The sequence below is a fragment of the Streptococcus sp. S784/96/1 genome, assembly GCF_902729355.1.
Lineage (GTDB): Bacteria > Bacillota > Bacilli > Lactobacillales > Streptococcaceae > Streptococcus > Streptococcus caledonicus.
Window position 1 is genome coordinate 25,956 of the sequence record NZ_CACVCC010000002.1, and the last position, 24,840, is coordinate 50,795.

General features: G+C 41.1%; 29 protein-coding genes. 19 read left to right on the forward strand and 10 right to left on the reverse strand.

The features are described from left to right. Window positions 1–49: 49 nt before the first annotated feature. The 6 genes from GZ996_RS00750 to GZ996_RS00775 form a co-directional block, all read right to left on the reverse strand. The gene (locus tag GZ996_RS00750; protein ID WP_156805877.1) at window positions 50–865 is read right to left on the reverse strand and encodes a Cof-type HAD-IIB family hydrolase; all 816 of its coding nucleotides are present in this window, start codon (window positions 863–865) and stop codon (window positions 50–52) included. 70 nt (window positions 866–935) lie between these two features. After that, window positions 936–1,298 carry a DUF956 family protein gene (locus tag GZ996_RS00755; protein ID WP_156805878.1) on the reverse strand — a complete coding sequence of 121 codons (363 nt, stop codon included), beginning with the start codon at window positions 1,296–1,298 and terminating at the stop codon, window positions 936–938. Between the two features lie 9 nt (window positions 1,299–1,307). Further along, window positions 1,308–2,258 (reverse strand): mannose-6-phosphate isomerase, class I, encoded by a 951-nt coding sequence (gene manA, locus GZ996_RS00760; protein ID WP_162011105.1) that lies wholly within the window; start codon window positions 2,256–2,258, stop codon window positions 1,308–1,310. A 280-nt stretch (window positions 2,259–2,538) separates the two neighbouring features. Then, complete coding sequence (locus GZ996_RS00765) at window positions 2,539–3,450, reverse strand: PTS system mannose/fructose/sorbose family transporter subunit IID (protein ID WP_156805880.1); 912 nt, start codon at window positions 3,448–3,450, stop codon at window positions 2,539–2,541. A 14-nt stretch (window positions 3,451–3,464) separates the two neighbouring features. Further along, complete coding sequence (locus GZ996_RS00770; RefSeq protein ID WP_156805881.1) at window positions 3,465–4,274, reverse strand: PTS mannose/fructose/sorbose transporter subunit IIC; 810 nt, start codon at window positions 4,272–4,274, stop codon at window positions 3,465–3,467. A 14-nt stretch (window positions 4,275–4,288) separates the two neighbouring features. Continuing rightward, on the reverse strand, window positions 4,289–5,281 hold the full coding sequence (locus GZ996_RS00775) for a mannose/fructose/sorbose PTS transporter subunit IIA (protein ID WP_156805882.1): 993 nt from the start codon (window positions 5,279–5,281) through the stop codon (window positions 4,289–4,291). Between the two features lie 336 nt (window positions 5,282–5,617). Between GZ996_RS00775 and GZ996_RS00780 the strand changes: the two genes are divergently transcribed. The 15 genes from GZ996_RS00780 (at window position 5,618) to GZ996_RS00850 (ending at window position 17,397) form a co-directional block, all read left to right on the forward strand. Then, the gene (locus GZ996_RS00780) at window positions 5,618–6,199 is read left to right on the forward strand and encodes a DUF1361 domain-containing protein (RefSeq protein ID WP_161979232.1); all 582 of its coding nucleotides are present in this window, start codon (window positions 5,618–5,620) and stop codon (window positions 6,197–6,199) included. Window positions 6,200–6,474: 275 nt separating this feature from the next. Continuing rightward, entirely contained in the window at window positions 6,475–7,923 is a 1,449-nt protein-coding gene (locus tag GZ996_RS00785) for an NCS2 family permease (RefSeq protein ID WP_162011106.1), read from the forward strand. Between the two features lie 85 nt (window positions 7,924–8,008). Continuing rightward, the gene (gene tsaE / locus GZ996_RS00790) at window positions 8,009–8,449 is read left to right on the forward strand and encodes a tRNA (adenosine(37)-N6)-threonylcarbamoyltransferase complex ATPase subunit type 1 TsaE (protein ID WP_156805885.1); all 441 of its coding nucleotides are present in this window, start codon (window positions 8,009–8,011) and stop codon (window positions 8,447–8,449) included. Then, on the forward strand, window positions 8,442–8,963 hold the full coding sequence (locus tag GZ996_RS00795) for a GNAT family N-acetyltransferase (RefSeq protein ID WP_162011107.1): 522 nt from the start codon (window positions 8,442–8,444) through the stop codon (window positions 8,961–8,963). The genes tsaE and GZ996_RS00795 overlap by 8 nt, the downstream gene beginning before the upstream one ends. A gap of 6 nt (window positions 8,964–8,969) precedes the next feature. Beyond that, complete coding sequence (lytR, locus tag GZ996_RS00800) at window positions 8,970–10,100, forward strand: glycopolymer--peptidoglycan transferase LytR (RefSeq protein ID WP_162011108.1); 1,131 nt, start codon at window positions 8,970–8,972, stop codon at window positions 10,098–10,100. A 138-nt stretch (window positions 10,101–10,238) separates the two neighbouring features. Beyond that, entirely contained in the window at window positions 10,239–10,766 is a 528-nt protein-coding gene (locus tag GZ996_RS00805; RefSeq protein WP_156805888.1) for a YqeG family HAD IIIA-type phosphatase, read from the forward strand. Beyond that, window positions 10,766–11,884 carry a ribosome biogenesis GTPase YqeH gene (gene yqeH / locus GZ996_RS00810; protein ID WP_162011109.1) on the forward strand — a complete coding sequence of 373 codons (1,119 nt, stop codon included), beginning with the start codon at window positions 10,766–10,768 and terminating at the stop codon, window positions 11,882–11,884. Before GZ996_RS00805 ends, yqeH begins: the two co-directional genes overlap by 1 nt. 16 nt (window positions 11,885–11,900) lie before the next feature. Next, window positions 11,901–12,674, forward strand: coding sequence for a class I SAM-dependent methyltransferase (locus GZ996_RS00815; RefSeq protein WP_161979237.1), 774 nt, complete (start codon window positions 11,901–11,903; stop codon window positions 12,672–12,674). Between the two features lie 16 nt (window positions 12,675–12,690). After that, on the forward strand, window positions 12,691–13,008 hold the full coding sequence (gene yhbY, locus GZ996_RS00820; protein ID WP_156805891.1) for a ribosome assembly RNA-binding protein YhbY: 318 nt from the start codon (window positions 12,691–12,693) through the stop codon (window positions 13,006–13,008). 28 nt (window positions 13,009–13,036) lie between these two features. Beyond that, window positions 13,037–13,669: a nicotinate-nucleotide adenylyltransferase gene (locus GZ996_RS00825; RefSeq protein ID WP_162011110.1), complete on the forward strand. Its 633-nt coding sequence runs from the start codon at window positions 13,037–13,039 to the stop codon at window positions 13,667–13,669. Beyond that, window positions 13,666–14,253 (forward strand): bis(5'-nucleosyl)-tetraphosphatase (symmetrical) YqeK, encoded by a 588-nt coding sequence (yqeK, locus tag GZ996_RS00830; protein ID WP_156805893.1) that lies wholly within the window; start codon window positions 13,666–13,668, stop codon window positions 14,251–14,253. Before GZ996_RS00825 ends, yqeK begins: the two co-directional genes overlap by 4 nt. A 13-nt stretch (window positions 14,254–14,266) precedes the next feature. After that, window positions 14,267–14,614 carry a ribosome silencing factor gene (rsfS, locus tag GZ996_RS00835; RefSeq protein ID WP_161980868.1) on the forward strand — a complete coding sequence of 116 codons (348 nt, stop codon included), beginning with the start codon at window positions 14,267–14,269 and terminating at the stop codon, window positions 14,612–14,614. A 486-nt stretch (window positions 14,615–15,100) separates the two neighbouring features. Then, on the forward strand, window positions 15,101–15,844 hold the full coding sequence (locus GZ996_RS00840; RefSeq protein WP_162011111.1) for a class I SAM-dependent DNA methyltransferase: 744 nt from the start codon (window positions 15,101–15,103) through the stop codon (window positions 15,842–15,844). 8 nt (window positions 15,845–15,852) lie between these two features. Further along, entirely contained in the window at window positions 15,853–16,236 is a 384-nt protein-coding gene (locus GZ996_RS00845) for a hypothetical protein (protein ID WP_162011112.1), read from the forward strand. Between the two features lie 54 nt (window positions 16,237–16,290). Then, window positions 16,291–17,397: a nucleotidyltransferase gene (locus GZ996_RS00850; protein WP_162011113.1), complete on the forward strand. Its 1,107-nt coding sequence runs from the start codon at window positions 16,291–16,293 to the stop codon at window positions 17,395–17,397. 51 nt (window positions 17,398–17,448) lie between these two features. On the opposite strand, the gene GZ996_RS00855 is transcribed toward GZ996_RS00850, so the two are convergent. Genes GZ996_RS00855 through dhaK form a run of 4 tightly spaced genes read right to left on the reverse strand, consistent with a single transcriptional unit; the run spans window position 17,449 to window position 20,131 of the window. After that, window positions 17,449–18,162, reverse strand: coding sequence for an MIP/aquaporin family protein (locus GZ996_RS00855; RefSeq protein ID WP_162011114.1), 714 nt, complete (start codon window positions 18,160–18,162; stop codon window positions 17,449–17,451). Between the two features lie 12 nt (window positions 18,163–18,174). Beyond that, window positions 18,175–18,549, reverse strand: coding sequence for a dihydroxyacetone kinase phosphoryl donor subunit DhaM (dhaM, locus tag GZ996_RS00860; RefSeq protein WP_156805900.1), 375 nt, complete (start codon window positions 18,547–18,549; stop codon window positions 18,175–18,177). Then, complete coding sequence (gene dhaL, locus GZ996_RS00865; RefSeq protein WP_156805901.1) at window positions 18,550–19,128, reverse strand: dihydroxyacetone kinase subunit DhaL; 579 nt, start codon at window positions 19,126–19,128, stop codon at window positions 18,550–18,552. Window positions 19,129–19,138: 10 nt separating this feature from the next. Then, window positions 19,139–20,131, reverse strand: coding sequence for a dihydroxyacetone kinase subunit DhaK (dhaK, locus tag GZ996_RS00870; protein ID WP_156805902.1), 993 nt, complete (start codon window positions 20,129–20,131; stop codon window positions 19,139–19,141). Window positions 20,132–20,294: 163 nt separating this feature from the next. Between dhaK and dhaS the strand changes: the two genes are divergently transcribed. From dhaS to GZ996_RS00890, 4 genes are all read left to right on the forward strand, one after another. Further along, the gene (gene dhaS, locus GZ996_RS00875; protein ID WP_162011115.1) at window positions 20,295–20,834 is read left to right on the forward strand and encodes a dihydroxyacetone kinase transcriptional activator DhaS; all 540 of its coding nucleotides are present in this window, start codon (window positions 20,295–20,297) and stop codon (window positions 20,832–20,834) included. A gap of 11 nt (window positions 20,835–20,845) precedes the next feature. Next, window positions 20,846–21,832, forward strand: a complete 987-nt coding sequence (dhaQ, locus tag GZ996_RS00880; RefSeq protein WP_161979242.1) for a DhaKLM operon coactivator DhaQ — start codon at window positions 20,846–20,848, stop codon at window positions 21,830–21,832. 279 nt (window positions 21,833–22,111) lie between these two features. Beyond that, window positions 22,112–23,824: a dihydroxy-acid dehydratase gene (gene ilvD, locus GZ996_RS00885; protein WP_162011116.1), complete on the forward strand. Its 1,713-nt coding sequence runs from the start codon at window positions 22,112–22,114 to the stop codon at window positions 23,822–23,824. A 74-nt stretch (window positions 23,825–23,898) separates the two neighbouring features. Next, a complete protein-coding gene (locus tag GZ996_RS00890; protein WP_162011117.1) occupies window positions 23,899–24,333 on the forward strand; it encodes an NUDIX hydrolase in 435 nt (144 codons plus the stop codon). Window positions 24,334–24,840 lie beyond the last annotated feature (507 nt).

Here is a 24,840-nt window from a genome sequence, read left to right on the forward strand (position 1 = left end):
TAGTGAAAAGAAGTTAAGACTTTAAAATCATGACTTCTGTCCTATTCACTTATGATAAAAAGAGTTCCTCTAGTTTTCTAGCAACCCCATCCTCATTGTTGGTCCAAGAAATCTGCTCATCAGCAAAATCAAGGAGCAATGGATTAGCGTTTTGCATAGCATAACCTGTGCTAGCAAAAGCAAGCATCTCAGTATCGTTATGCTCATCACCAAAAGCAATGAGCTTGCTCTTATCAATGTTTAAAGCATTCAAAAGATACTTGAGGGCATAAGCTTTGTTAACGCCTTTAGGAGAGCATTCCAAGATATTGAGAGGTCCCCCCCAAGAGTCCACTTCCATTTCTTCTGAAAAATGCTGGCGCAGCTCACTAGCTAGTGCATATTTATCTTCAACTCTAGTTTGGAATAAGATGGCATTAGGATTTTTAGTGATTTTCTCGGTCACTAATTTCATCTTGTCTGTAATTTTAGACACTCCAAACAGTTGCGGTTCAATGGTCTCTGGAAAATCAGTTGTGATATAAAAATTCTTACGGTACTCACTGGCGATGAAGTCTGCTTGAATCTGCTCAGCTTTTCCCAAAAGCTCTAAAAGGTAACGACGGTCAATCGTTACACTGTGCTCGTAAGCCCACTTGCTTTCAGGAATGTGCGTGAGAGAACCGTTGAAATTAATCATTGGTGTATGAAGCCCCAACTGCTGATAATATGGAAAAGCAGTGCGATAAGGGCGGCCTGTAGAGATAATGACCTGATGTCCCTTCTCTTGAACTTTTTGCAAAGTGTTAACAGTATAATCAGAGATGGTGTGATCACTTCTTAAAAGTGTTCCATCCAAATCAATAGCAATAATTTTTTTAGTCATGGGACTTATTATAGCAAAAAAAGACTAAAAAATCAGAGAAAGTTCATTTTTTGCCTTTCCCTGATTTTTCTTAGTTTTTACGGCGAATTTTATTCCAGATGAGCTGGATGAGCGTTGGAAGTTTAACGACATTTTCATTGCCGATATGCTGGCGAGCGATTTTTAAAATTTTTCCCGAATCTTTGGAAGCGAATAAGAACTTGCCACTGTCGGTGTAAACTTCAAAGTGACGACTGATTTTTTTACCAGTAACGTTTGCCCCAATTTGTAGCACATTTGCCCAAGGAATTTGGATATATTGTTCTACATTGACATCGGGATAAAATTCTAAAGCAATATCGCCCACTAGAAATTTACCAACCTTGCTACCAATACCGAAGTAAGACACGCCGGTTGTTTGGAAGTCGATTGTTTTATTTAAAGATTGTGCCATGAAATTCTCCTATTTTTCTGAAATATGACTAGCGATAAGATCGAGTTGCCCAGAGAAAGTCCATTCTGTGATTGCATTTGGAATAATAAAATGGTCTCCTTTTTTTAGAGAAAAGCTATTGTTATTGGAACTAATCTCTCCCTTGCCATCTAAAACACTGACGAGAAGATAGGGAGCAGTTTGTTGCATGTCAGCTCTGCCATTGACCACCCAGTGATAAACAGTGAAAAATTCATTAGAAACCAGTAACGTTGAGGTTAAATCGCGAGTTTTTAAAGTTGCGGGATGGCTATTTTGAGGTTGGCCAATATAAGTCACATCAATAGATTGTTGCAAGTGAAGTTCTCGAGTCTGTCCTTGGTCATCTTTGCGATCAAAATCGTAAACCCTGTAGGTCGTGTCGCTAGACTGTTGGGTTTCAAGAATCATAATCCCTTTACCGATGGCATGAATCGTACCGCTAGGAACATAGAAAAAGTCACCAGCTTTGACAGGGACGCGAGTTAAAAGATTATCCCAGTCTCCTCTTTCAATCAGTTCTTGAAGGTTTTGCTTTGATGAGGCTTGATGTCCATAGATGATTTCAGCACCTTCGTCTGATGCAATGACGTACCAACATTCTGTTTTTCCAAGTTCGCCTTCGTGCTCTAAACCGTATGCATCGTCTGGATGGACTTGAACGCTGAGCCAATCGTTGGCATCAAGAATTTTAGTCAAAAGTGGAAAAACATCGTCACTCGGATTGCCAAAGAGTTGAGGCTGTTCGCGGTAGAGTTTATCCAGTGGTTGTCCAGCAAATTCTCCATTAGCAACGATAGAAACACCATTTGGATGGGCAGAAATAGCCCAATATTCTCCAGTTGTTTCTGAAGGAATAGTGTAGCCAAAAACATCCCGCAACTTTGTCCCGCCCCAAATTTTAGGATGCATTTGTGAGGTTAAAAATAGAGGTTCGTTCATTTTAGTCTCCTTTACGAATACTCTTAAAAGCATCCAGTAGGTCAACTTGAAGATGCTTTTGAGTTAATGGTTGTAAGTTTTTCCTAGTGTTCATCATGTGTTCCGCTGTAGAATGGTTGAATAGATTAGGATATCGCTAAGGTCATTATAACATGTTCGAGGGGGATAAGATAGTGATGAACTAAAGGAAAAGAACACCATTTTTTAGAAAAGACAACGAGGCTAGGGATTTCCTGCCTCGTTGTGTATGGAGAGTTTCGTTTATGAATAAGGTCTTATCTTACATGATTCCGAAGTAACTTGCAAGAATACCAACGCCAAAGAGTGCAAGGATGATAGTGATTGGAGATACTTTTCTCTTAAGTAAGTTCATACATACGAAAGTTAAGAGTAATCCCATTAACCCTGGAATCAATGAATTCAATTGGTCTTGAAGAGTTGGTACTTGAACTTGATCCAAGCTCATGCCGCTTAGGGCATTTCCAAGAATGCCTTTCAGCTCAGCACCTTTTACGGTACCTTCAGGGAAGACAACATAAGCTCCTTCTGATAATTGTTTACCTGGGAGATTAACGGTAAAGTTAATTGATACCCAACGTTCAACAAGAACGGCAAGAATAAACATACCAAGGATAGAAGCCCCTTTAGTGATGTCTTTCAAGATACCACCCGACATGTCTTTGGTGATTTCAGAACCAGCTTTATAGCCAAATTCTTGAGTATACCACAAGAATGCCATACGGATAATGTTCCAACCAAAGAAGAAGATTAGTGGCCCCATGATACCACCGCCAGTAGCTAATGAAGCTCCGAGAGCCCCAAGGATAGGACGAACTGTAAACCAGAAGACTGGGTCACCAATACCAGCAAGAGGTCCCATCATACCGATTTTAACCCCTTGAATAGCAGCATCTTCAATTTCTGTACCATTTGCTCTTTCTTCTTCAAGGGCAAGTGTTACACCGATGATTGGAGCGGCAACATATGGGTGAGTATTGAAGAATTCCAAGTGACGTTCAAGCGCAGCGGCCTGATCTTCTTTTTTCGTGTAAAGTTTTTTGATAGCTGGGATCAAAGCATAAGCCCATCCCAAGTTTTGCATACGTTCATAGTTCCATGAACCTTGTAGAAATTGTGAACGCCACCAAACCTTTTTACGATCAGCAGATGAAAGTGTTAATTTTTCAGACATAGTAAATCCCCTTTCTAGTAGTCTTCAAGGATGTCGCCAATTGGGTCACCAGAACCAGTAGCACCGCCTCCGTTGCCACCTTGTTTTGAAAGGTTAAGGTAGATAAAGGCAAAAGCTACACCGATTGTACCAAGAGCGATAAGGGTAAGGTCGCTAAGTGCTGCGAAAGCAAAACCAAGTGCAAAGAATGGCCATACTTCACGAGTTGCCATCATGTTGATAACCATAGCATAACCTACGGCAACAACCATACCACCACCAACTTGCATACCATGGTTTAGCCAGTCAGGCATAAGTCCAAGAGCGTTACGCACGACATCCGCTGGGACAGCAAGGAGCATAGCAGCAGGGATTGCAATACGAAGACCTTGAAGGACAAGTGCAAACAAGTGTGCACGTTCAACAGCGGCGAAGTCAGCTTTTTTAGCAGCATTGTCAGCTGTGTGAACAAGGGCAACTGAGATTGTACGAACAATCATTGTAAGGAAAAGACCTGCTACAGCAAGTGGGATAGCAGCAGCTGTTGCAACGTTAATTCCAACGTTTGTGTAGTCTCCACCTTTGATGAAGATAATAGCAGCAGCTACAGAAGCAAGGGCAGCGTCTGGTGCTACTGCAGCACCAATATTAGCCCAAGCAAGGGCAAGCATTTGAAGTGAACCACCAAGCATGATTCCTGCTTCAAGATGACCAGTTGCAAGTCCGATAAGAGTACATGCAACAAGTGGTTGATGGAATTGGAATTGGTCGAGGATACCTTCAAGGCCAGCAAAGAAGGCAACGATAACAACCAAAATCGCAGAGATAAATGAAATATCTGACATAGTTGTATTCCTTTCTATTGTACGTTTGCTTTATTAATCAAGTCAAACAAATCTTTCTTAGAATCGTTTGGTACTTTACGAACATCGAATTGAACGCCGAGGTCACGTAACTTTTCAAAAGCAGCGACATCGTCTTTGTCCATTGATAAGACGTTGTTTACCATAGTTTTTCCTGTTGAGTGAGCCATTGAACCAACGTTTAGTTCTTTGATTTCAACGCCTCCTTCAACAGCACGAAGAGCATCTTGGACAGTTTCGAATAGGATAAGTGCATGAGTTTCGCCAAAGCGAGTATCTTTTGCAACTTCAATTAGTTTTTTGATTGGGACAACATTAGCGTTCACACCGTTTGGTGCAGCTTGTTTGATTAATCCTTTGCGAAGTTCGTCCTGAGCAACAGCATCTGATGCCACAATGATACGATCAGCCTTAGAAGCTGGTGTCCATGCGGTTGCAACTTGACCATGCAAGAGACGAGTGTCGATACGAGCAAGGTTGATTTTAAGTTTACCGTCGCCGATAACAGTTCCTGGTGGGATAGCGCCTTGAGGTGCCGCTTTTTCAACTGGAGCAGCAGCTGTTTCCTCAACAGGATTGAGCTCTTCAGGAAGTGCCTTGATACCATCCTTAGATTCTTTAATAATGTTTGCTGCAACTTGCTCAACACCGGCGTTAGCGTCCATCATACGCTCAGTGTAGGCTTGAATCAGCATTGGCAAGTTAAGACCAGTGATGATAGCGAATTTGCGGTCTGGATTTTCTCCAGCAACACGACTCGCTTGGTTGAATGGTGAACCACTCCAAAGGTCTGCAAGTACAAGCACTTCATCTTCAGTGTCGAATTGAGCGATGGCATTGTTAAATTTAGCGTAGAGGTCATCTGGACCTTCACTAGGCATAAACGTTACAACTTGAACTTTTTCTTGTTCACCAAAGATCATCGAACCTGATTGATGAATTCCAGCGGCGAATTCGCCATGGCTTGCGATAACGATTCCGATACCCATTCTTGAGTTCCTCCTTAAATTAATTTTTTGTGTTCTTTTTTTGTAAATTACTGCCAAGGTCTCTTGACAAACGCTTACATTTTTGTAACACAGATTCAAGAACGCTTTCTATTCTAAAACGTTTTCAGAAAAAAATCAATAGTTTTGTGAAAAATAAACAAAAAAAAGTGAAATGTTACTTTGATGAAAAAAGAATAAAATATAGCTGGCGAATAAATGGTAGTATTTTTATAACATTATTTGAACTAAAAATAATAAAAAGTAACCTAAAACTCTAGCAACGATCCTAAAATGTGTTATAATGATTAGTGAACTTCTTAGGGATAGGATTGGCGCATGCATAAAGTTATTTTTGGGCATATTATTGCTGTTTTTTTAGTGATTAGTATTTTAGTTTTTCAGCCTAGTGTTGAAGGATTGCTATTTAATACCTTGACTTCTTTTATCACTCTGGAATTAGGACTTTTAGGAATCAACTCACAAAATGGGATGGTGCGCTTTTTTACGGCTATTGTATGGTTTTATTTTTATCCCGTCACATTTTATCAATTATTTAGTATTGCTTCAGTTTCGTGGAGTGGTGAACATATTTGGACAGCGGGAGATTTACCAAGCTTTTTAACTTATTTGGCGAGTCTTCTTTTTGCACTAGCCGCAGCAACGGTTAGTTTGAAATCCTTGATGAAAGTTCTTAAATTAGGTGTTTACACAGAGTTAGCTATTATGGTGATAGCAACTGTCTACTCTGGTTTTGCTATTCATTTTATGAGAACAGCTAATGTAGGTTGGCTAGATTTTATTGCAAGTCCTCTTAATTTTGCTCAGATAGTATGGGCTAATGCAGCAACAATTGATGTCACTTTTTTATTAGGATTTGCTGCTATTCAAATGATTTTGGCACTGTTACTTGGTGATTAGCATTAAAATAGCAAGGTTGGAAAACATTTCCAGCCTTTTTATTTTGTAGCTATAGTCAGTTTGAAGAAATCTAACAGGTTTGTGAAAAGTTACATTCTAAACATTGGAATAGGCATTTGAAGTGACATAATTTTTATAAAATGTGACTTCTGTCCACTAATCTTTTTATTTTTTTGAGTCAAAAACGTTGAAATATGAACAAAAGTTTGTTAAACTGTACTAGTCGTTCGTAATTTACGGATAATTTTATTTATACATAAGGAGAAATTGTCCAAATGGAAAAATTTTTTAAATTAAACGAGAACGGAACATCCGTTTCTACAGAAATCATGGCAGGATTGACAACCTTTTTTGCCATGAGTTATATTTTATTTGTAAACCCATCTATCCTAGGTGCAGCTGGTATGCCGACACAAGCGGTATTCTTGGCAACGATTATTGCTACGGTAATCTCTACTCTAATTATGGGACTTTTTGCTAATGTTCCTTACGCTTTGGCACCAGGTATGGGACTAAATGCCTTCTTTACTTATACTGTTGTTTTTGGTCTAGGTTTTACTTGGCAAGAAGCGTTAGCGATGGTTTTCATTTGTGGGCTGTTCAATATTTTTATTACGGTAACTAAGGTTCGTAAGAGTATCATTAAAGCTATTCCAGTGAGTCTTCAGCATGCTATCGGTGGTGGTATTGGTGTGTTTGTTGCTTATCTAGGCTTTAAAAATGCCAATATTATTGAGTTTTCACTTTCTGGTAGCAACATCGTGACAATCAATGGTGCAGCTCCAGCAGCGGCTGACTTGTCAAATGGTGTTAATGCGATTGCTGCTAATGGAGGTGTAGTACCTGCTATTTCAACGTTTACAGATCCTTCTGTTATTTTGGCAGTTATCGGACTTCTTTTAACTGCTGTATTGGTTATTAAAAATATTCGTGGTGCTATTCTTCTTGGTATTATTGTAACAACGCTTCTTGGTATTCCAATGGGAGTTGTAGATGTATCAGCTGTTAGCTTTTCAAACAACATCGGATCTGCTTTTTCTGAACTTGGAACAACTTTCCTTGCCGCATTTGATGGGATGAGTTCCCTCTTTAATGATAGCTCACGTTTACCGCTTGTTTTGATGACTATTTTTGCTTTTTCACTTTCTGACACATTTGATACGCTTGGTACATTTATTGGTACAGGACGTAAAACAGGTATTTTCTCAGCCGAAGATGAAGCTGCTCTTGAAAATTCAACAGGATTTTCTTCAAAAATGGACCGTGCTCTCTTTGCGGATGCTATCGGAACTTCAATTGGTGCTCTCTTTGGTACTTCAAATACCACAACTTACGTTGAATCAGCAGCGGGTATTGCTGAAGGTGGACGTACTGGTTTGACAGCTGTTTCGACAGCAACATTTTTCTTACTTTCAATTTTACTTTTGCCAATTGTTGGAATTGTTCCAGCAGCAGCAACAGCACCAGCGCTTATTATTGTTGGTGTGATGATGGTGTCATCGTTCTTAGATGTTGATTGGAGTAAATTTGAAGATGCCCTTCCAGCTTTCTTTGCAGCCTTCTTCATGTCACTTGCATACTCTATCTCTTACGGTATTGCAGCAGCCTTTATTTTCTATTGCTTGGTTAAAATGTCAACAGGTAAGTCTAAGGAGATTCACCCAATTCTTTGGGGAGCAACGGCACTCTTTATCTTGAATTTTGTTATTTTAGCTATTTTGTAATATAATGATTGACCCGCTTTAGTGGGTCTTTTTATTTTTTAGAAAAATTTGGACGATTGTCTAACTTTTTGGTAAAATAATTATTATGTTATATATTCATAATGAAAATGAATTGATTGCTTTTGGCGAGCAATTAGGACGATTGCTTGAATCTGGTCAGGTGCTCATTCTGACAGGTGATCTTGGCGCAGGTAAGACGACTTTCACCAAAGGAATTGCTAAAGGACTTGAAATTTCTCAGATGATAAAAAGTCCTACCTATACGATTGTTAGAGAGTATGAAGGGCGTTTGCCTTTATATCATTTAGACGTTTATCGTATTGGTGATGACCCAGATTCTATTGATTTGGATGATTTCCTTTATGGCGATGGTGTCTGTGTTATTGAGTGGGGAGAACTCTTGAGCGAGTTGCCAGCTGATTATTTAGAAGTAAAACTGTCACATAAGAGTGATGGGAGACAGTTGGAAATGAAGGCTTATGGCTCTCGGAGTCAGTTGCTTTTGGAGGCTTTTGGAAATGGCTGAGCAGGAACTAATCATTTGTGAAGCGCAGTTAGAGGATGCTAAAAGTTTATCTGAGGTCTTGAAGCTAGTTCAAGAAGAAACTGATTTTTTAACCCGTGATAGTGATAGTCCAGCTATGTCAGCTGAGCAAGCGGAAATATTTATTGATAGTCAGTTACAAAAAGAAAATGCTATTTGCTTCGTAGCTAAACTGGGAAGTCAGGTTGTTGGGGTCCTGAATGTATCTGCGGGGACGTTTGCTAAGACAAACCACATCGGCGAAGTTTTTATTGCTGTGAAAAAGACATATCAGAGTTATGGTATTGGCAGTTTTCTCATGGAAGCCTTAATTGACTGGGCAGAACATACTTCGGCTATTCGGCGTTTAGAATTAGAAGTACAGGTTCGCAATGATAAAGCAGTAGGTCTTTACCAAAAATTTGGCTTTGTGATTGAAGGCACTAAACCACGTGGTGCTAAAACTAAGAATGGAGAATTTCTTGATGTTTATGCTATGGCAAAACTGATAGATTAAAAAAACATGACACTTGGAAAAAAAATTGTATTAATGTTGATGGCTATTATTGCCACATCTATAGCTGCTGCGGTTATTTATTTCACTTCAGCTCTTCATTATTCAACTTCAGAGTTTAAAAAAACGTTTAAAGAAATAGATACTGGGGTGAAAAGTACGGCTATTGAGCATACAGAGCCTTTTTCCATCCTATTAATGGGGGTAGATACAGGTTCTGGGGACCGTATGGACCCTTGGGCAGGTAATAGTGATTCTATGATTGTTGTCACAGTCAATCCAAAAACTAAGAGAACGACGATGACTAGCCTAGAAAGAGATATCTTAACAACCTTGACCGGTCCTAAAGAAAGTGGCATGAATGGTGTTGAAGCTAAGCTAAATGCAGCTTATGCTTCTGGCGAAGCTCAAATGGCTATCATGACTGTGGAAAATCTGTTAGATATAAAAATAGACAACTATATGCAGATTAACATGCAAGGGTTGGTTGATTTAGTTAATGCTGTCGGTGGTATCAAGGTAACCAATCCATTTGACTTTGATATCTCTATTGAGGAACAAGAACCTCAATACACTGCAACGGTTGCTCCTGGGACTCATAAAGTTAATGGTGACCAAGCATTGGTTTTTTCTAGGATGCGTTATCAAGATCCTGAGGGAGACTATGGTCGTCAACGGCGTCAACGTGAAGTGATTAGTCTTATTGTTAAAAAACTTTTGGCGTTTGATAGTATTGGTTCATACAAAAAAGTTTTAAAAGCAGTGAGTAATAATATGCAGACTGACATCTCAGTAACAGAGAAGACAATTCCTCATTTGCTAGGCTATCGTGATTCTTTAGAAACTTTAGAAAATTACCAATTACATGGCGAAGACGCGACGTTAGAAGATGGTGGCTCTTACCAAATTGTGACAACAGCTCACTTGCTTGAAACTCAAAATCGTATCAAAGCAGAGCTTGGTTTGCCAACGCTTTCGACTTTAGAAAAAACAAATGCGGTTCTCTACGAAACGCTTTATGGCTATTCTCCTGAAACGGATTATCCAGATGAGAATGCTCCACAAACACATTCGACAATAAATGGATTTGAAAGTTCTAGTTCTGAATCTACAGTTGCTTCTGATGAAACATGGGAATAATACTTATAATAGTTTATAAGAGCCTGAGGGCTCTTTTTTGTGTATAGCTTTGCTATTTTCTAAAGCTCCAGTATGAACTTCCCAAAAAATATGGGAATATGCTATAATAATAAGGATTATAATATTATTGGAGAAAGCATGAGTATAGACGACTACTTGCCCACCTTTGTGGTTGAGGCTGTTTATGATTTGAAACCTGAGATGTTACGTGAGCATGGGATTCGTGCTGTTTTAGTGGACTTGGATAATACCTTGATTGCTTGGAATAATCCAGATGGTACCCCAGAGCTGCGTGAGTGGCTTGATGATATGACTGAGGCTGATATTCCTGTCGTTGTGGTATCGAATAATAAATATAGCCGTGTAGAGCGTGCGGTAGAGCCTTTTGGCGTGGATTTTGTCAGTCGTGCAATGAAACCTTTCACACGTGGGATTAATATGGCTATCAAGCGTTATGGCTTTGATCGTGATGAGGTTGTTATGGTTGGTGATCAGCTCATGACGGATATTCGTGCCAGTCACCGAGCTGGGATTAAGTCTATTTTAGTGAAACCATTAGTTAAATCTGATGCATGGAATACCAAATTTAATCGTTGGCGTGAGCGTCGTGTTTTGAAAAAAATTGAAACCAAATATGGTAAAATCACTTATAAAAAAGGAATTTAATGGAAGAATTATTTTGTATTGGTTGTGGGGCGAGAATTCAAACCACAGATAAAGAAAAAGCGGGTTATACCCCAAAATCAAGTATTGAAAAATCAGAAGAAACAGGTGAACTATACTGTCAACGCTGTTTCCGTCTGCGTCATTATAATGAAATCGTTGATGTGCATATCACAGATGATGAGTTTTTAACCTTACTTCATGAAGTTGGAGACAGTGATGCCCTTGTTGTCAATGTGATTGATATTTTTGACTTCAATGGTTCAGTCATTCCAGGACTGTCACGCTTTGTATCTGGAAATGATGTGCTTTTGGTTGGCAATAAAAAAGACATCCTGCCAAAATCCGTTAAAGATGGCAAGGTCACTCAGTGGTTAACAGAGCGTGCTCATGAAGAAGGCTTGAGACCTGTTGATGTCATTTTGACAAGTGCTCAAAACCATCACGTCATTAAAGAGCTAATTGAACGCATTGATGACTTGCGTAAAGGGCGTGATGTCTATGTGGTTGGTGTGACTAACGTTGGGAAATCAACCCTTATCAATGCCATTATCAAAGAAATTACTGGAGACAAGAATGTGATTACCACATCGCGCTTCCCAGGGACAACTCTAGATAAGATTGAAATTCCGTTGGATGATGGTAGCTACATTTTTGATACACCGGGAATTATCCATCGCCACCAAATGGCACATTATTTGACGGCTAAAAACCTCAAGTATGTCAGTCCTAAAAAGGAAATCAAGCCTAAAACTTATCAACTGAACTCAGAACAAACCCTCTTCTTGGGTGGTCTTGGTCGCTTTGATTTCGTTTCAGGAGAAAAGCAGGGCTTCACAGCTTATTTTGACAACAATCTTAACCTTCATCGTACCAAACTTGAAGGAGCGGATGCTTTTTACAACAAGCACTTAGGAACCTTGCTAACACCGCCAAATACCAAGGAAGTTGCCGATTTTCCTAAACTCGTCCGTCACGAATTTAACATCAAAGATAAGATGGACATCGTGTATTCAGGGCTTGGTTGGATTCGGGTCAATGGCAAAGCAGACCAGCCAACAGTCGTTGCTGCCTGGGCACCAGAAGGTGTTGGAGTCGTCTTGAGAAAGGCGTTGATTTAAAACATTGGAGGAAATAATGGCTTCAAAAGAACAGTTGACTTCCCAATATCAAAAATCAGATAATCTGAATATTCGAATTGATATCCATCGATGTTATTCAACCAATAAGTACGGCTTTAACAATTGGATTTTTGATCAGTACGAATTTCAAGAAGGTGAGCAAATTCTAGATTTAGGTTGTGGAACATCTATTATGTGGAAGGATAATTTTCACAAACTCCCTAAACATTATGAGCTAACCTTAGTCGATTTTTCAGAAGGAATGATAGAAGCAAGTCGGTCAAATTTACCTAAACAGGATAACATTAACTATGTTGTATCTGATTTGACAGAACTTCCATTTGAAGACCATTCTTTTGATGTGATTTCTGCTAATATGGTCTTGTTCCACTTAGAAAATTTACAAGATGGCCTTAAGGAAATTAAGCGAGTGTTAAAACCTAATGGGCGCTTGTTGACAGCGACATTCGGTGAAAATGGATTGTCACAGACCTTAGGTAAATGGATAGAAGCCATTGGGAAAACAAACGATACTCCTAATAGCTTCACGCTTCAAAATGGGGAGCAATCATTAAAGAACTTTTTTTCACAGGTTGAACAAAGAAATTACATTGATAGCCTAGAAGTGACTGTGATCAATGATATTGTGGATTATCTTTATTCACTTCCGGAAGTTTTTGAATTAGAAAGTCATCAACGTCAGCAGGTTGCAGAAACGCTTGTTAAACAGATGCAGAATGGTAAGCTCATAATTCCTAAGGAATACGGTTTATTTATCTGTAAAAATTAAAAAAAGGAAATAAAACATGCTAACATCAAAACAACGTGCTTTTCTAAAATCAGAAGCACACAGCTTAAAACCGATTATCCAAATCGGGAAAAATGGTCTTAACGACCAAATCAAAACTAGTGTTCGTAACGCCTTGGATGCGCGTGAACTGATTAAAATCACTCTTCTACAAAATACGGATGAGGACATCCATGAAGTGGCTGAAATCTTGGAAGATGAAATCGGATGTGATACTGTCCTTAAAATTGGACGCATCTTGATTTTGTTTAAAGAATCAGCTAAAAAAGAAAATCGCAAACTGTCTCCAAAAGTCAAAGCGATTAAACACGGATAATGAAAAGTTAGAAAATGAAGGAAAGCCTATGGCAATAGAATTACTCACTCCCTTTACCAAGGTTGAGTTAGAGACTGAGGTCAAGGATAAGAATCGTAAACAAGTTGGTATTTTGGGCGGTAATTTTAACCCCGTCCACAACGCCCATTTGATTGTTGCTGATCAAGTGCGCCAGCAATTGGGGCTGGATGCCGTTTATCTCATGCCTGAATATGAACCGCCGCATGTGGATAAGAAAGAAACCATTGATGAGAAACATCGCCTAAACATGCTTCTTCTGGCTATCAATGGCATGGAAGGCTTGGATATTGAAACCGTTGAGATCGAGCGTAAAGGAAAAAGCTACACCTACGATACGATGAAGCAACTAACAGAGGCAAACCCTGACACCGATTATTACTTCATTATTGGTGCAGACATGGTTGAGTACCTTCCTAAGTGGCACCGCATTGACGAGTTGGTGGAATTGGTCCAATTTGTCGGTGTGCAACGCCCTAAATATAAAGCTGGGACATCTTACCCTGTCATTTGGGTTGACGTGCCACTCATGGACATCAGTTCGAGCAACATCCGCGATTTCATCAAAAAAGGCCGCACACCAAACTTTATGACGCCAGCTCCCGTGCTTAACTACATCAAAAAGGCAGGGCTCTACAAATGACCTATGAAAGCTATACCGGACTTTCTCGCTCTGCTATTTTGGAAAAAGTGCAAAGCGCCATGAGCGAAAAACGGTTTAAACATGTACTTGGTGTAGAGGAGTCTGCTGTGGCATTGGCTAAGAGCTACGGAGCAGATGAAACCAAAGCTAGCCTAGCGGCACTCCTGCACGACTACGCCAAAGAGCGTCCAGATGAGGATTTTTTAAGTGTCATTGATGACTGTGGTTTAGCCCCTGAACTGAAAAAATGGGGTAATAATATCTGGCATGGTGTGGTTGGTTCTTTTATCATTAGCCAAGAATTTAACCTTGAAGATGAGGAGATTCTTGTAGCCATAGAACGCCATACCATTGGTGCGGAGGACATGTCTTTGCTTGATAAGGTGCTTTATGTTGCTGACTATATTGAACCAAGTCGTGATTTTCCTGGTGTTGATGAGGCTCGTCAAATCGCTCAAGAGGATTTGGACAAGGCTGTCGCTTTTGAAACCGCTAGAACCATCGCACATTTGGCAAGCAAGGCGCAGCCGATTTACCCACAAACACTTGAAACTTATAATGCTTTTGTGAAGTATTTAAACTAATGGAGAAATAAATTTGAATAAAAATGAACTTTTAGAACTTGTTGTCCGTGCCGCTGATGAAAAGCGTGCCGAGGACATTGTCGCACTCGACTTAGAAGGTTTGACTAGCTTGACAGACTACTTTGTCATCTTGTCAGCGATGAACAGCCGTCAATTAGAAGCAATTGCGGAAAACATCCGTGAAAAAGTCAAAGAAGCTGGTGGCGATGCCAGCCACGTTGAAGGTGAAAACGGCTGGGTGCTCCTTGACTTGAATGACGTCATCGTTCACATCTTCTCAGAAGAAGAACGTGCCCACTACAACCTTGAAAAACTCTGGCACGAAGCCCCACTTGTGGACGTGTCAACATATCTTGCATAAAGAATAGGAGGTTGGGACAAAAATATCCCAGCCTCTCAAATTTTAGTGTAGAGATAGTTTGACGCAGTGGGTGATTGGAGGTCCTAATCCCTTGCTGCGTAACCGTTAGCGGTCATCCTATACGAATGTAATGAACTTCGTTCATTTTATTTCCAACCTCCAAAGGTCTCCCAGACCTTTGGAGCTGTGAGGATGTGGAAGTGAAACTGTCCGGTGGACAGTTTCAGCCTGAGCTTAGAAATAAACTAGCGAAGGGAAGTCAAGACTTCGAAATCATGACTTCTATCCCACTCTCTTATGAACAACTATTATAGAAAGTATTAGCGACCGAAGGTCGCCTGTTAGGATATTGTCCGCCGTAGTAAGAGACCTTATGGTTTTAGGTCGTCGGAAACTTCAAGACTTTGGCTTGAAGTTTAGTAATGGAACCGGAGGTTCGCTTACGTCCGTACTACTTAAGTGCAACAATCAAAAAGAAAAAAGATTATGGAAAAAAATTACGAAAAATTCGCATCGGTTTACGATGCCATCATGGACGACTCACTTTATGATTTGTGGACAGACTTTTCGCTCCGCCATTTGCCAAAAGCCAAAGACAAGAAAAAACTCTTAGAATTGGCTTGCGGGACTGGGATTCAGTCAGTTCGTTTTGCGCAGGCAGGCTTTGAGGTGACAGGATTTGACCTCAGCCAAGAGATGCTGAATATTGCAGAAAAACGAGCGGCATCTGCTAAGAAGCACATCGCTTTTCAGCAGGGGAACATGATGGACTTGTCTGAGCTAGGAACGTTTGATTTTGTCACTTGCTACTCTGACTCGCTCTGCTATTTACAGGATGAAGTGGAAGTTGGCGATACCTTTAAGGAGGTTTACGCGCATCTCAATGAGGGTGGTACTTTTATCTTTGATGTGCACTCGACCCATCAGACGGACGAGGTCTTTCCAGGTTACTCCTACCATGAAAATGCGGATGACTTTGCCATGGTTTGGGACACTTACGAGGACGAAGCGCCCCACTCTGTTGTGCATGAGTTGACCTTCTTCCTTCAGGACGAAGATGGTCGCTTCACCCGCTACGATGAGATTCATGAAGAACGGACCTACGATATATTGACCTACGACATCCTCTTGGAACAAGCAGGCTTCAAATCCTTCAAAGTCTATGCCGACTTTGAAGATAAAGAACCAACAGAGACAAGCAAGAGATGGTTCTTTGTGTGTCAGAAGTAGGAGGGAACATGGATTGGACACAGTGTATAGATTGTTTTTTACGAATTTTACAAATATTGACTTTTCTAGGAGTGATACTCAGAGTTTCTATCCAAAGAGGTTATTCAAGTAATGTAAAAATAGAAGATGTTACTAGAAAAAATGAAAGTGATTATTATAATAAATTTCGTTTCATAGATAATTATAAGCATACGGATCAGGGGATTGAAAAATTTTTAATTTACCCTGTGGAAACAGATATTAAAAAATTAGACTTCTATAGTTTAAAATATAAGAAACAAAAATTAGTTGGTATAAAAATTGGAACTAATCGAAATATTGAAAGTAATACAGCGATTTTATTAGAAACGTTACTACCAGAAGGAGTTCCATCTTTAAAGATTAAGTGGTGAACTTCTACTGGAGAGATAGGAGAATATTGATATACCATTTGAAAGGAGCCACCTATGACCACAACAGGCATCATCGCCGAATTTAACCCTTTCCATAATGGGCACAAATACCTGCTGGAGCAGGCTAAGGGTGTCAAGATTGTTGCCATGAGTGGGAATTTCATGCAACGTGGCGAGCCTGCGCTCATTGACAAGTGGACACGGGCGCAGATGGCTCTGGCGCATGGGGCTGACCTAGTGGTGGAGCTCCCCTTCCTCGTCTCCGTCCAGTCCGCCGACCATTTCGCCCAGGGCGCAGTTGACCTCTTGCATCGCCTCGGCATCGACACGCTGGCATTTGGCACGGAGGAAGACCTTGATTACCAGCGGTTTTCGGCTATTTATGGGGAAAAGGCGGAGCAGATGGAGGCTTTTCTCCAAACGCTACCAAATTCCATGACTTATCCACAGAAAACGCAAAAAATGTGGGAAACCTTTGCTGGGATTGACTTTTCAGGAGATACCCCAAATCATATTCTTGGTTTAGCTTACGCCAAAGCTTGCGCTGGAAAGAATATACGATTACAGCCTATTCAGCGTATCGGAGCAGGCTTTCATTCGGAAGAAAAGGTCGACATTGCCTCTGCGACAGCCATCCGAAAACACCTTTCAGACCAATCCTTTGTGGAAAAGTCAGTTCCAAGTAGCGACTTGATACTCAGTTCTCCACAGGTGTCTTGGGAGAACTATTTCCAATTGTTGAAATATCAGATTTTGACGAATCCAGATTTAACCCAGGTTTTCCAAGTCAATGCAGAACTGGCCAGTCGTATCCGCTCTGCCATTCGGAGCGTAGCGACGGTAGAAGACCTTGTGGAAAAAGTCGCTACCAAGCGCTATACCAAGGCGCGCGTGCGACGATTATTGACCTATATCTTGGTCAATGCTGTGGAAAAACCGTTGCCAGAAGCCGTCCATGTCCTCGGATTTACCGACAAAGGGCGCGAGCACCTCAAAACGGTGAAAAAGTCTGTGGAAATCGTCGCTCGGATCGGCGCAGAACCATGGGACGCCCTTACGCAACAAGTAGACGCTATCTACCAGTTGGGAGACAGCAGAATCGCAGAGCAGACCTGGGGGCGGGTGCCGATGAGGGGGATTGAAAAATCATTGATTTCTTAAACATACCAAAAGAGCTGTCATGCGACAGCTCTTTTATCATAATGTCGTATCTTATAGTAATCCTAAGGCGATATTGTAGCAAATGGCTCCGATGATGCCACCGACGATTGGTCCAGCTACTGGAATCCAGGCATAAGACCAGTCAGAATCTCCTTTATTTTCGATTGGAAGGAGGGCGTGCATGATACGTGGACCAAGGTCACGCGCTGGGTTGATGGCATAGCCTGTTGTTGAGCCAAGTGAGAAGCCGACAGCAAAGATGACTAATCCGACAATAATTGGACCTAAGCCAGCAGCAACTTTATTTGGACCAATGGCAAGGATGGTCATCACAAGGATAGCTGTTCCAAGTGTTTCACCAAGGAAGTTTGAAGCTGTATGGCGGATAGCCGGTCCTGTTGAGAAGCTCGCAAGAATCAATCCTTGATCCTTGGTTTCTTTCCAATGTGGGAAATAATGTAACCATAGAACAACAGCAGCCAGCATGGCTCCCAGCATCTGAGCAAGAATAAATGGGACAACTAAGTTCCAAGAGAGAGCCCCGATGGAAGCCATGGCTAGTGTGACAGCAGGGTTCAGATGAGCAGGACTAAAAAGCCCTGAAATATAGACCGCTACTGAACAGGCAATACCCCATCCAAAGACGATGGCAGTCCAGCCTGTTCCTTCCTCTTTGGTTTTGCTGAGGATATTTCCGGCAACGACACCATTTCCAAGGAGAACCAAAATGAAGGTTCCGATAAATTCACCTAAAAATTGAGTCATGAGTAGTCTCCTTTATTTATTGATTGTTAAATCCGATAATTGTGTTTGAATACTATCTAGATCAGCGCCAGCCTGCAAGAGTGCAGCAGCGGTATAAGTTCCTTCTACAATCGGTACGGAGTTGATGATGATAGTTTTCTCTGAGAAATCAGCGACTAATTCTAAATTCATTTTGGCTGATCCGAGATCGAAGAATGCGAGCAAAGTATCTTTGTCATTCTGTTCCACTACCGCCTGTACTTGGTCAAATGAAGTTCCGATACCGCCGTCTTCAGTCCCACCGACGTAGGTGATAGAAATGTCTCTTGCTACCTCTGAAATCAAGTCTATTACGCCTTGGGCAATATGTTTTGAATGAGAAACGACCACAATTCCAATATCTGACATTTAGACACCTCCGACTTCAAGTAAAGATTTGAAGAGCAAGCCAGATGAGAAGGAACCTGGGTCAATATGTCCAATTGAGCGTTCGCCGACATAAGAAGCTCGCCCTTTTGTAGCTTTCATCTCTTTTGTGGCCTCAACTAACTCATCAATGATTTCTTCAGATAGGGTTCCTTCCTTCAAGGCAATCACAACACCCGACCAGACGTCCACCATTGTTTTTTCATTGCGTTCCGCTTTCCCTCGCTTTTGAATCATGTCAAGGCCAGCAGCAACGGTGTCTGCTAAATCGGCGCCAGCCTGCTCTGCCTTTGTCATACCCATAAAAGCTGAGCCGTAGAGAGGACCAGAGGCACCACCGACTTTGCTCAAAAGTTGCATGGAGACCATTTTAAGGACATCTGCTGCGCTAGCAAATTCATTGGCTTCCAAATTTTCCATGACGGCGGACATGCCACGCGCCATATTGCCCCCGTGATCGCCGTCACCGATTGGCGTATCGAGTTCGGATAAATAATCTTTGTGTTCTTGGATTTTTGCATGAAAGGCAGTCATCCAAGCTTGTGCAGTTGTTACATCCATTTTCTTCTCCTTATCCCCAAGCGATAGTTGTAACTGGGCTTTCAAGGGCAGCACGCCAGTCCTCGTTTTCCAGTTTAATTAAGGTCAATGACAAACCGGCCATGTCAATAGAAGTCATGTAGTTTCCTAATTTTTTGTAAGTGATGGCTAAGCCTTTTTGATCTAAGAGCTCCGCTACATCGTTGGCAAAGACATATTGTTCCATAAGTGGTGTAGCCCCCATACCATTGATGAGGATACCGAATTTGTCTCCTGATTTGGCATCGAAGGAATCAGTTAATTTCTCAACTAACTCTTTAGCTAACGCTTTAGAAGGTTGCATTTTTTCTTTGCGATAACCTGGTTCGCCGTGAATACCGATACCAAATTCGATTTCATCTTCTTCGAGAACGAAGCCAGGTTTGCCAACTTCAGGGACTGTAGCACCGCTAAGGGCAAGCCCTACGGTATGAATGTTTGGTACCAATTCATCCGCAACGGCTTTGATTTCTTCAAGTGATTTACCAGCACGTGCCATTTCTCCAAGAATCTTGTGAACAAAAATAGTACCTGCTACCCCACGTTTTCCTTGAGTGTAGAGACTGTCTTCTACAGCGATGTCATCATCTACGATAACACTGGCTACTTGAATACCTTCCATCTCTGCCAAATCTTGCGCCATCTCAAAGTTCATGACATCACCCGAATAATTTTTGATGACCATGAAGACCCCAGCGCCTTCGTCAGCTTCCTTGATAGCTTCCAACACTTGGTCAGGAGTTGGTGAGGTAAAGACAGCACCGCAGACAGCGGCAGAAAGCATGCCGTCACCGACAAAACCAGCATGGGAAGGTTCGTGACCGCTTCCTCCACCAGAGATAACACCGACTTTCCCTGTTTTTTCAGCATTGCGTGCAATAATGTCGAAACCTTCTACACGATGGACTAAGTCACTGTGGACAAAGGCAAGTCCGTCAAGCATTTCAGGAAGAACGTCTGTTGGTTTGTTGATAATTTTTTTCATGAGTGTAACTCCTTTTCGTTTTTTCTATTTCATTATAAAGTTTGAAAGCCTTTTCCGGAAGGGACAAAATGGCGAAACTGTCCGCCTTACAATACTTTCTAATTGTATGGAAACGTGGTAGACTAGCTTATAGAAGACACTTAGTATTTCACGGGAGGAAAAGATGGTCTCCTCATTGATTACAAAAAAGCGAATTGCGAAAGCTTTTAAAAAATTATTTGTGATACAGCCTTTTGATAAAATTTCTGTCAGTGTTATAATGGAAGAAGCAGGCATTCGGCGTCAAACTTTCTATAGTCATTTTGTGGATAAATACGAATTGATGGAATGGATTTTTCAGACAGAATTACGTGAACAAGTCACAGACAATTTAGATTATATTTCAGGGATGCAATTGTTGACAGAGCTGTTGGACTTCTGCCATAGAAATAGAGAATTTTATGGAAAATTATTTGAAATTGCAGATCAGAATGATTTTTCATCATATTTTGAAGGGTACTGCCGACAGTTGATTGATAAATTAGTGGAAGATTATCAGTTTAGAGATTTTGATAGCCAAGCAGAGCGGGAATTATTTCTGATCTATCATAGCTTGGCATTGGCTAATGTGATTAAACGTTTTTTAACGAGTCCGCTATCCTTAGGTCGATTAGAGAGCCAAGCTATTGTGCAACTGATTACGGCATCATTGAAAAATTATTAGGAATAAAGTTTATGGTACAAGTATGTAACAAGGGAATGGATTTTGTATTAGAAAGTATTGAAGCGATTACTCAGGTTAATGCTCATTTAGAGCAAATTGAGGATTTAGCAGCAGTCTACTATCGTGAAGTGTCGGAAAATCAGATTCCGATACTATCAGGTGGTGGTAGTGGACATGAACCAGCCCACTTTGGTTATGTAGGAAAAGGTATGTTGACGGCTGCCATCAGTGGACCGATTTTTGTGCCACCGTGCGCTAATGATATTTTAAAGGTCATTCGTTTTTTGAATCGTGGAAAAGGTGTGTTTGTCATCATCAAAAATTTTGAAGCTGATTTGCGCGAATTTTCCCAAGCGATTTATCAAGCGCGCTCGGAAGGTATCCCGGTGAAGTATGTCGTATCACATGATGATATTTCAGTAGAGACCTCTAATTTTAAATTACGACATCGGGGCGTAGCGGGGACTGTTTTACTTCATAAAATCATTGGACAGGCTGCTTATGAAGGGGCAAGTTTAGAAGAATTGGAAAGACTTGGATTGGAAGTGGCGACGGCAATGGCAACACTAGGATTTGCGACTAAACCTGCCACAATTTTGGGTGACAACCATCCAATGTTTCAATTAGAACCAGGAAACATTTCATTTGGGATTGGCATTCATGGCGAACCTGGTTATCGCACAGTTCCATTTCAATCTTCGGAAATATTAGCTAATGAATTGATTAATAAGCTCAAAATGAAGTTAAAGTGGCAAGATAGGGAGTCATTTATTTTGGTGATCAATAATCTTGGTGCAACTTCTAAAATGGAAGAATTAATCTTTACAAATGATGTATTAGAGTTTTTGGCACTGGATGAATTAGAAATCGTCTTTACCAAAACAGGACGCTTAGTTACCAGTCTTGATATGGCTGGTTTGTCTATTACACTTTGTCGTTTGCAGGATAAGAAATGGCTCCAATATCTTCAAGCACCAACAGATGCCTTTGGATGGTAGGGATGAAATAAGAGAAAAAGTGAAGCGGAGGGATGTGTTTTTATTGGGAATGCTATTTGGATTAGCTAAAAAATGACTAGTTTTATTAATATTCGGGTTATTACTCTTTTAACCTGCCAACTTTATATGATAAATTCGGCAGAATCTGAATCATGGGACAACTTATCACGAAGTTTTTCTCCATCCATTTAAGACCTAAACAATAAATTGACAGAAAATTCAACCAAATTTTTAGAATTATGGTAAAATAGATAAAAATCAAGGTAAGAGGATAGTGATATGACTGAAAATAATCTAACTAACCCGCGTCATCGCTCTGCGATTTACGATAGTATGGTCAAGTCGCCAAACCGTGCCATGTTGCGTGCGACAGGGATGACGGATGAGAATTTTAAGCAGCCGATTGTTGGGGTTATCTCGACTTGGGCTGAGAATACGCCGTGTAATATTCACTTGCATGACTTTGGGAAATTAGCTAAGGAAGGGGTCAAGGATGCTGGGGCATGGCCTGTTCAGTTCGGAACCATTACTGTAGCCGATGGGATTGCTATGGGAACCCCTGGGATGCGTTTTTCATTGACGTCTCGTGATATTATTGCGGATTCTATTGAGGCTGCGATGGGTGGGCACAATGTGGATGCCTTTGTCGCTATCGGTGGCTGTGATAAAAATATGCCTGGTTCTATGATTGCTATTGCTAATATGGATATTCCTGCTATTTTTGCCTACGGTGGTACCATTGCTCCAGGTAATCTGAATGGCAAGGACATCGACCTTGTATCTGTTTTTGAAGGTATCGGGAAATGGAACCACGGCGACATGACTGCCGAAGAAGTGAAGGCTTTGGAATGTAATGCCTGCCCTGGGCCTGGTGGTTGTGGCGGTATGTACACGGCAAATACCATGGCAACAGCTATCGAAGTCATGGGAATGAGCTTGCCAGGGTCATCATCTCACCCAGCGGAATCAGCAGAGAAAAAAGCTGACATTGAAGAAGCAGGTCGTGCCGTTGTCCGTATGCTTGAGTTAGGTCTGAAGCCGTCTGATATTTTGACGCGCGAAGCCTTTGAAGATGCCATTACAGTAACTATGGCGCTCGGTGGGTCAACCAATGCTACCCTTCACCTGTTGGCAATCGCTCACGCGGCTAATGTTGATTTGACCTTAGAAGACTTTGATGCGTTTCAAGCAAAAGTGCCTCATTTGGCCGATTTGAAACCATCTGGTCAATACGTTTTCCAAGACCTCTATGAGGTTGGAGGCGTGCCAGCCGTCATGAAATACTTGTTGAAACATGGTTTCTTGCATGGCGACCGCATCACATGTACTGGTAAAACAGTCGCAGAGAACTTGGAAGCCTTTGATGACTTGACACCTGGTCAAAAAGTTATCATGCCACTTGAGAATCCAAAACGTGCCGATGGCCCATTGATCATCCTTAAAGGAAACTTGGCACCAGATGGAGCTGTGGCTAAGGTATCAGGGGTTAAGGTTCGTAACCACACGGGTCCAGCTAAGGTCTTTGACTCGGAGGAAGCTGCTATTGAAGCGGTTCTTACCGATGAGATTGTTGACGGTGATGTGGTAGTTGTGCGTTACGTTGGTCCAAAAGGTGGCCCAGGTATGCCTGAAATGCTGTCACTATCATCTATGATTGTTGGTAAAGGTCAAGGCGATAAGGTTGCCCTTCTGACGGATGGTCGTTTCTCAGGTGGTACTTACGGTCTCGTTGTCGGACACATTGCCCCAGAGGCGCAGGATGGCGGTCCGATTGCCTATTTGCGTACAGGAGACCTTGTTACCGTTGACCAAGATACCAAAGAAATCACCATGCATGTTTCTGATGACGAAATAGCAGAGCGTAAGAAAACGACTGTTATCCCACCACTTTATAGCCGTGGGGTTCTCGGTAAGTATGCTCATACCGTGTCATCAGCAGCTAAAGGTGCTGTGACTGATTTCTGGAACATGGGCAGAAGCGGGAAAGCTTAAGAAGCTCAAAAATACTATTATGACCGTATTTAGCAGTACCGCTCAGCTATTGTCAAGAATAATGGAAGGAAAACATGGATCTATTAGATGAAAGATTTCCCTTTTCGGGAGCGAAAATTGCCCTACTAAATGGGGACAATATTCTCAGTATTTTGCGTGATGATATTCCAACCATCCCCTATCCAAATACTTGGGATCTAGCTGGAGGCGGTCGTGAGGATAATGAAACGCCCTTTGAATGTATCCAACGTGAGACGTATGAAGAGTTAGGGATTACGATTTCTAAAGAAAGCATTCGCTGGGTTAAACAATATCCAGGTATGATTGATCCAACAAAAGACTCTGTCTTTATGGTCGGAATGATTAGCCAAGCAGACATTAATCAAATTGTCTTTGGAGATGAGGGACAGGGCTGGAAGATGATGCCGATTGAAGGATTTTTAAACGATGATCAAGTTTATGATAGTCTCAAAGCACGATTGAAGGATTATTTAGAACAGAGAAATTAAAGACGATCGTTTTTCTCTGAAACATTGTTTGATAACCTAAATAGAACATAAAAAGCATAGAATCAGTATTAGTAATAAAATAGCTGATTTTATGCTTTTATTTTGGTTGTTGACATTTGATTTTATGATGTCCTTATACTTAACAAAAATCAAAAATTACTTTTTTTGCTTCTTTCTAAAAAGGTACGGACGCAAGCAACCTCCTACGGAGTTTCATTGCTACTTTTTGAGCCTGTTTTTCGCAGTAGATGATTGGCTGTACTTGTCGACTCCTCGACAGCGTCCAACCTAATAATCCTTGCGGGGGAACTACTACGAAATTGACTTTCAATTTTTGTAGTTCTCCCAAAAATCCGTTCATATCGAGAGTAAACTCTCGATATGAATACCACTATAGCGAAAGAAACATTTTAGCTTCACTTCGTTCGGTAGTCCATCAAAAGTATTAGAGGTTCTAAAATGCTAGTTTTGATTTTGGATGAGTATTAGAGGCAAAAAATAAAGAAT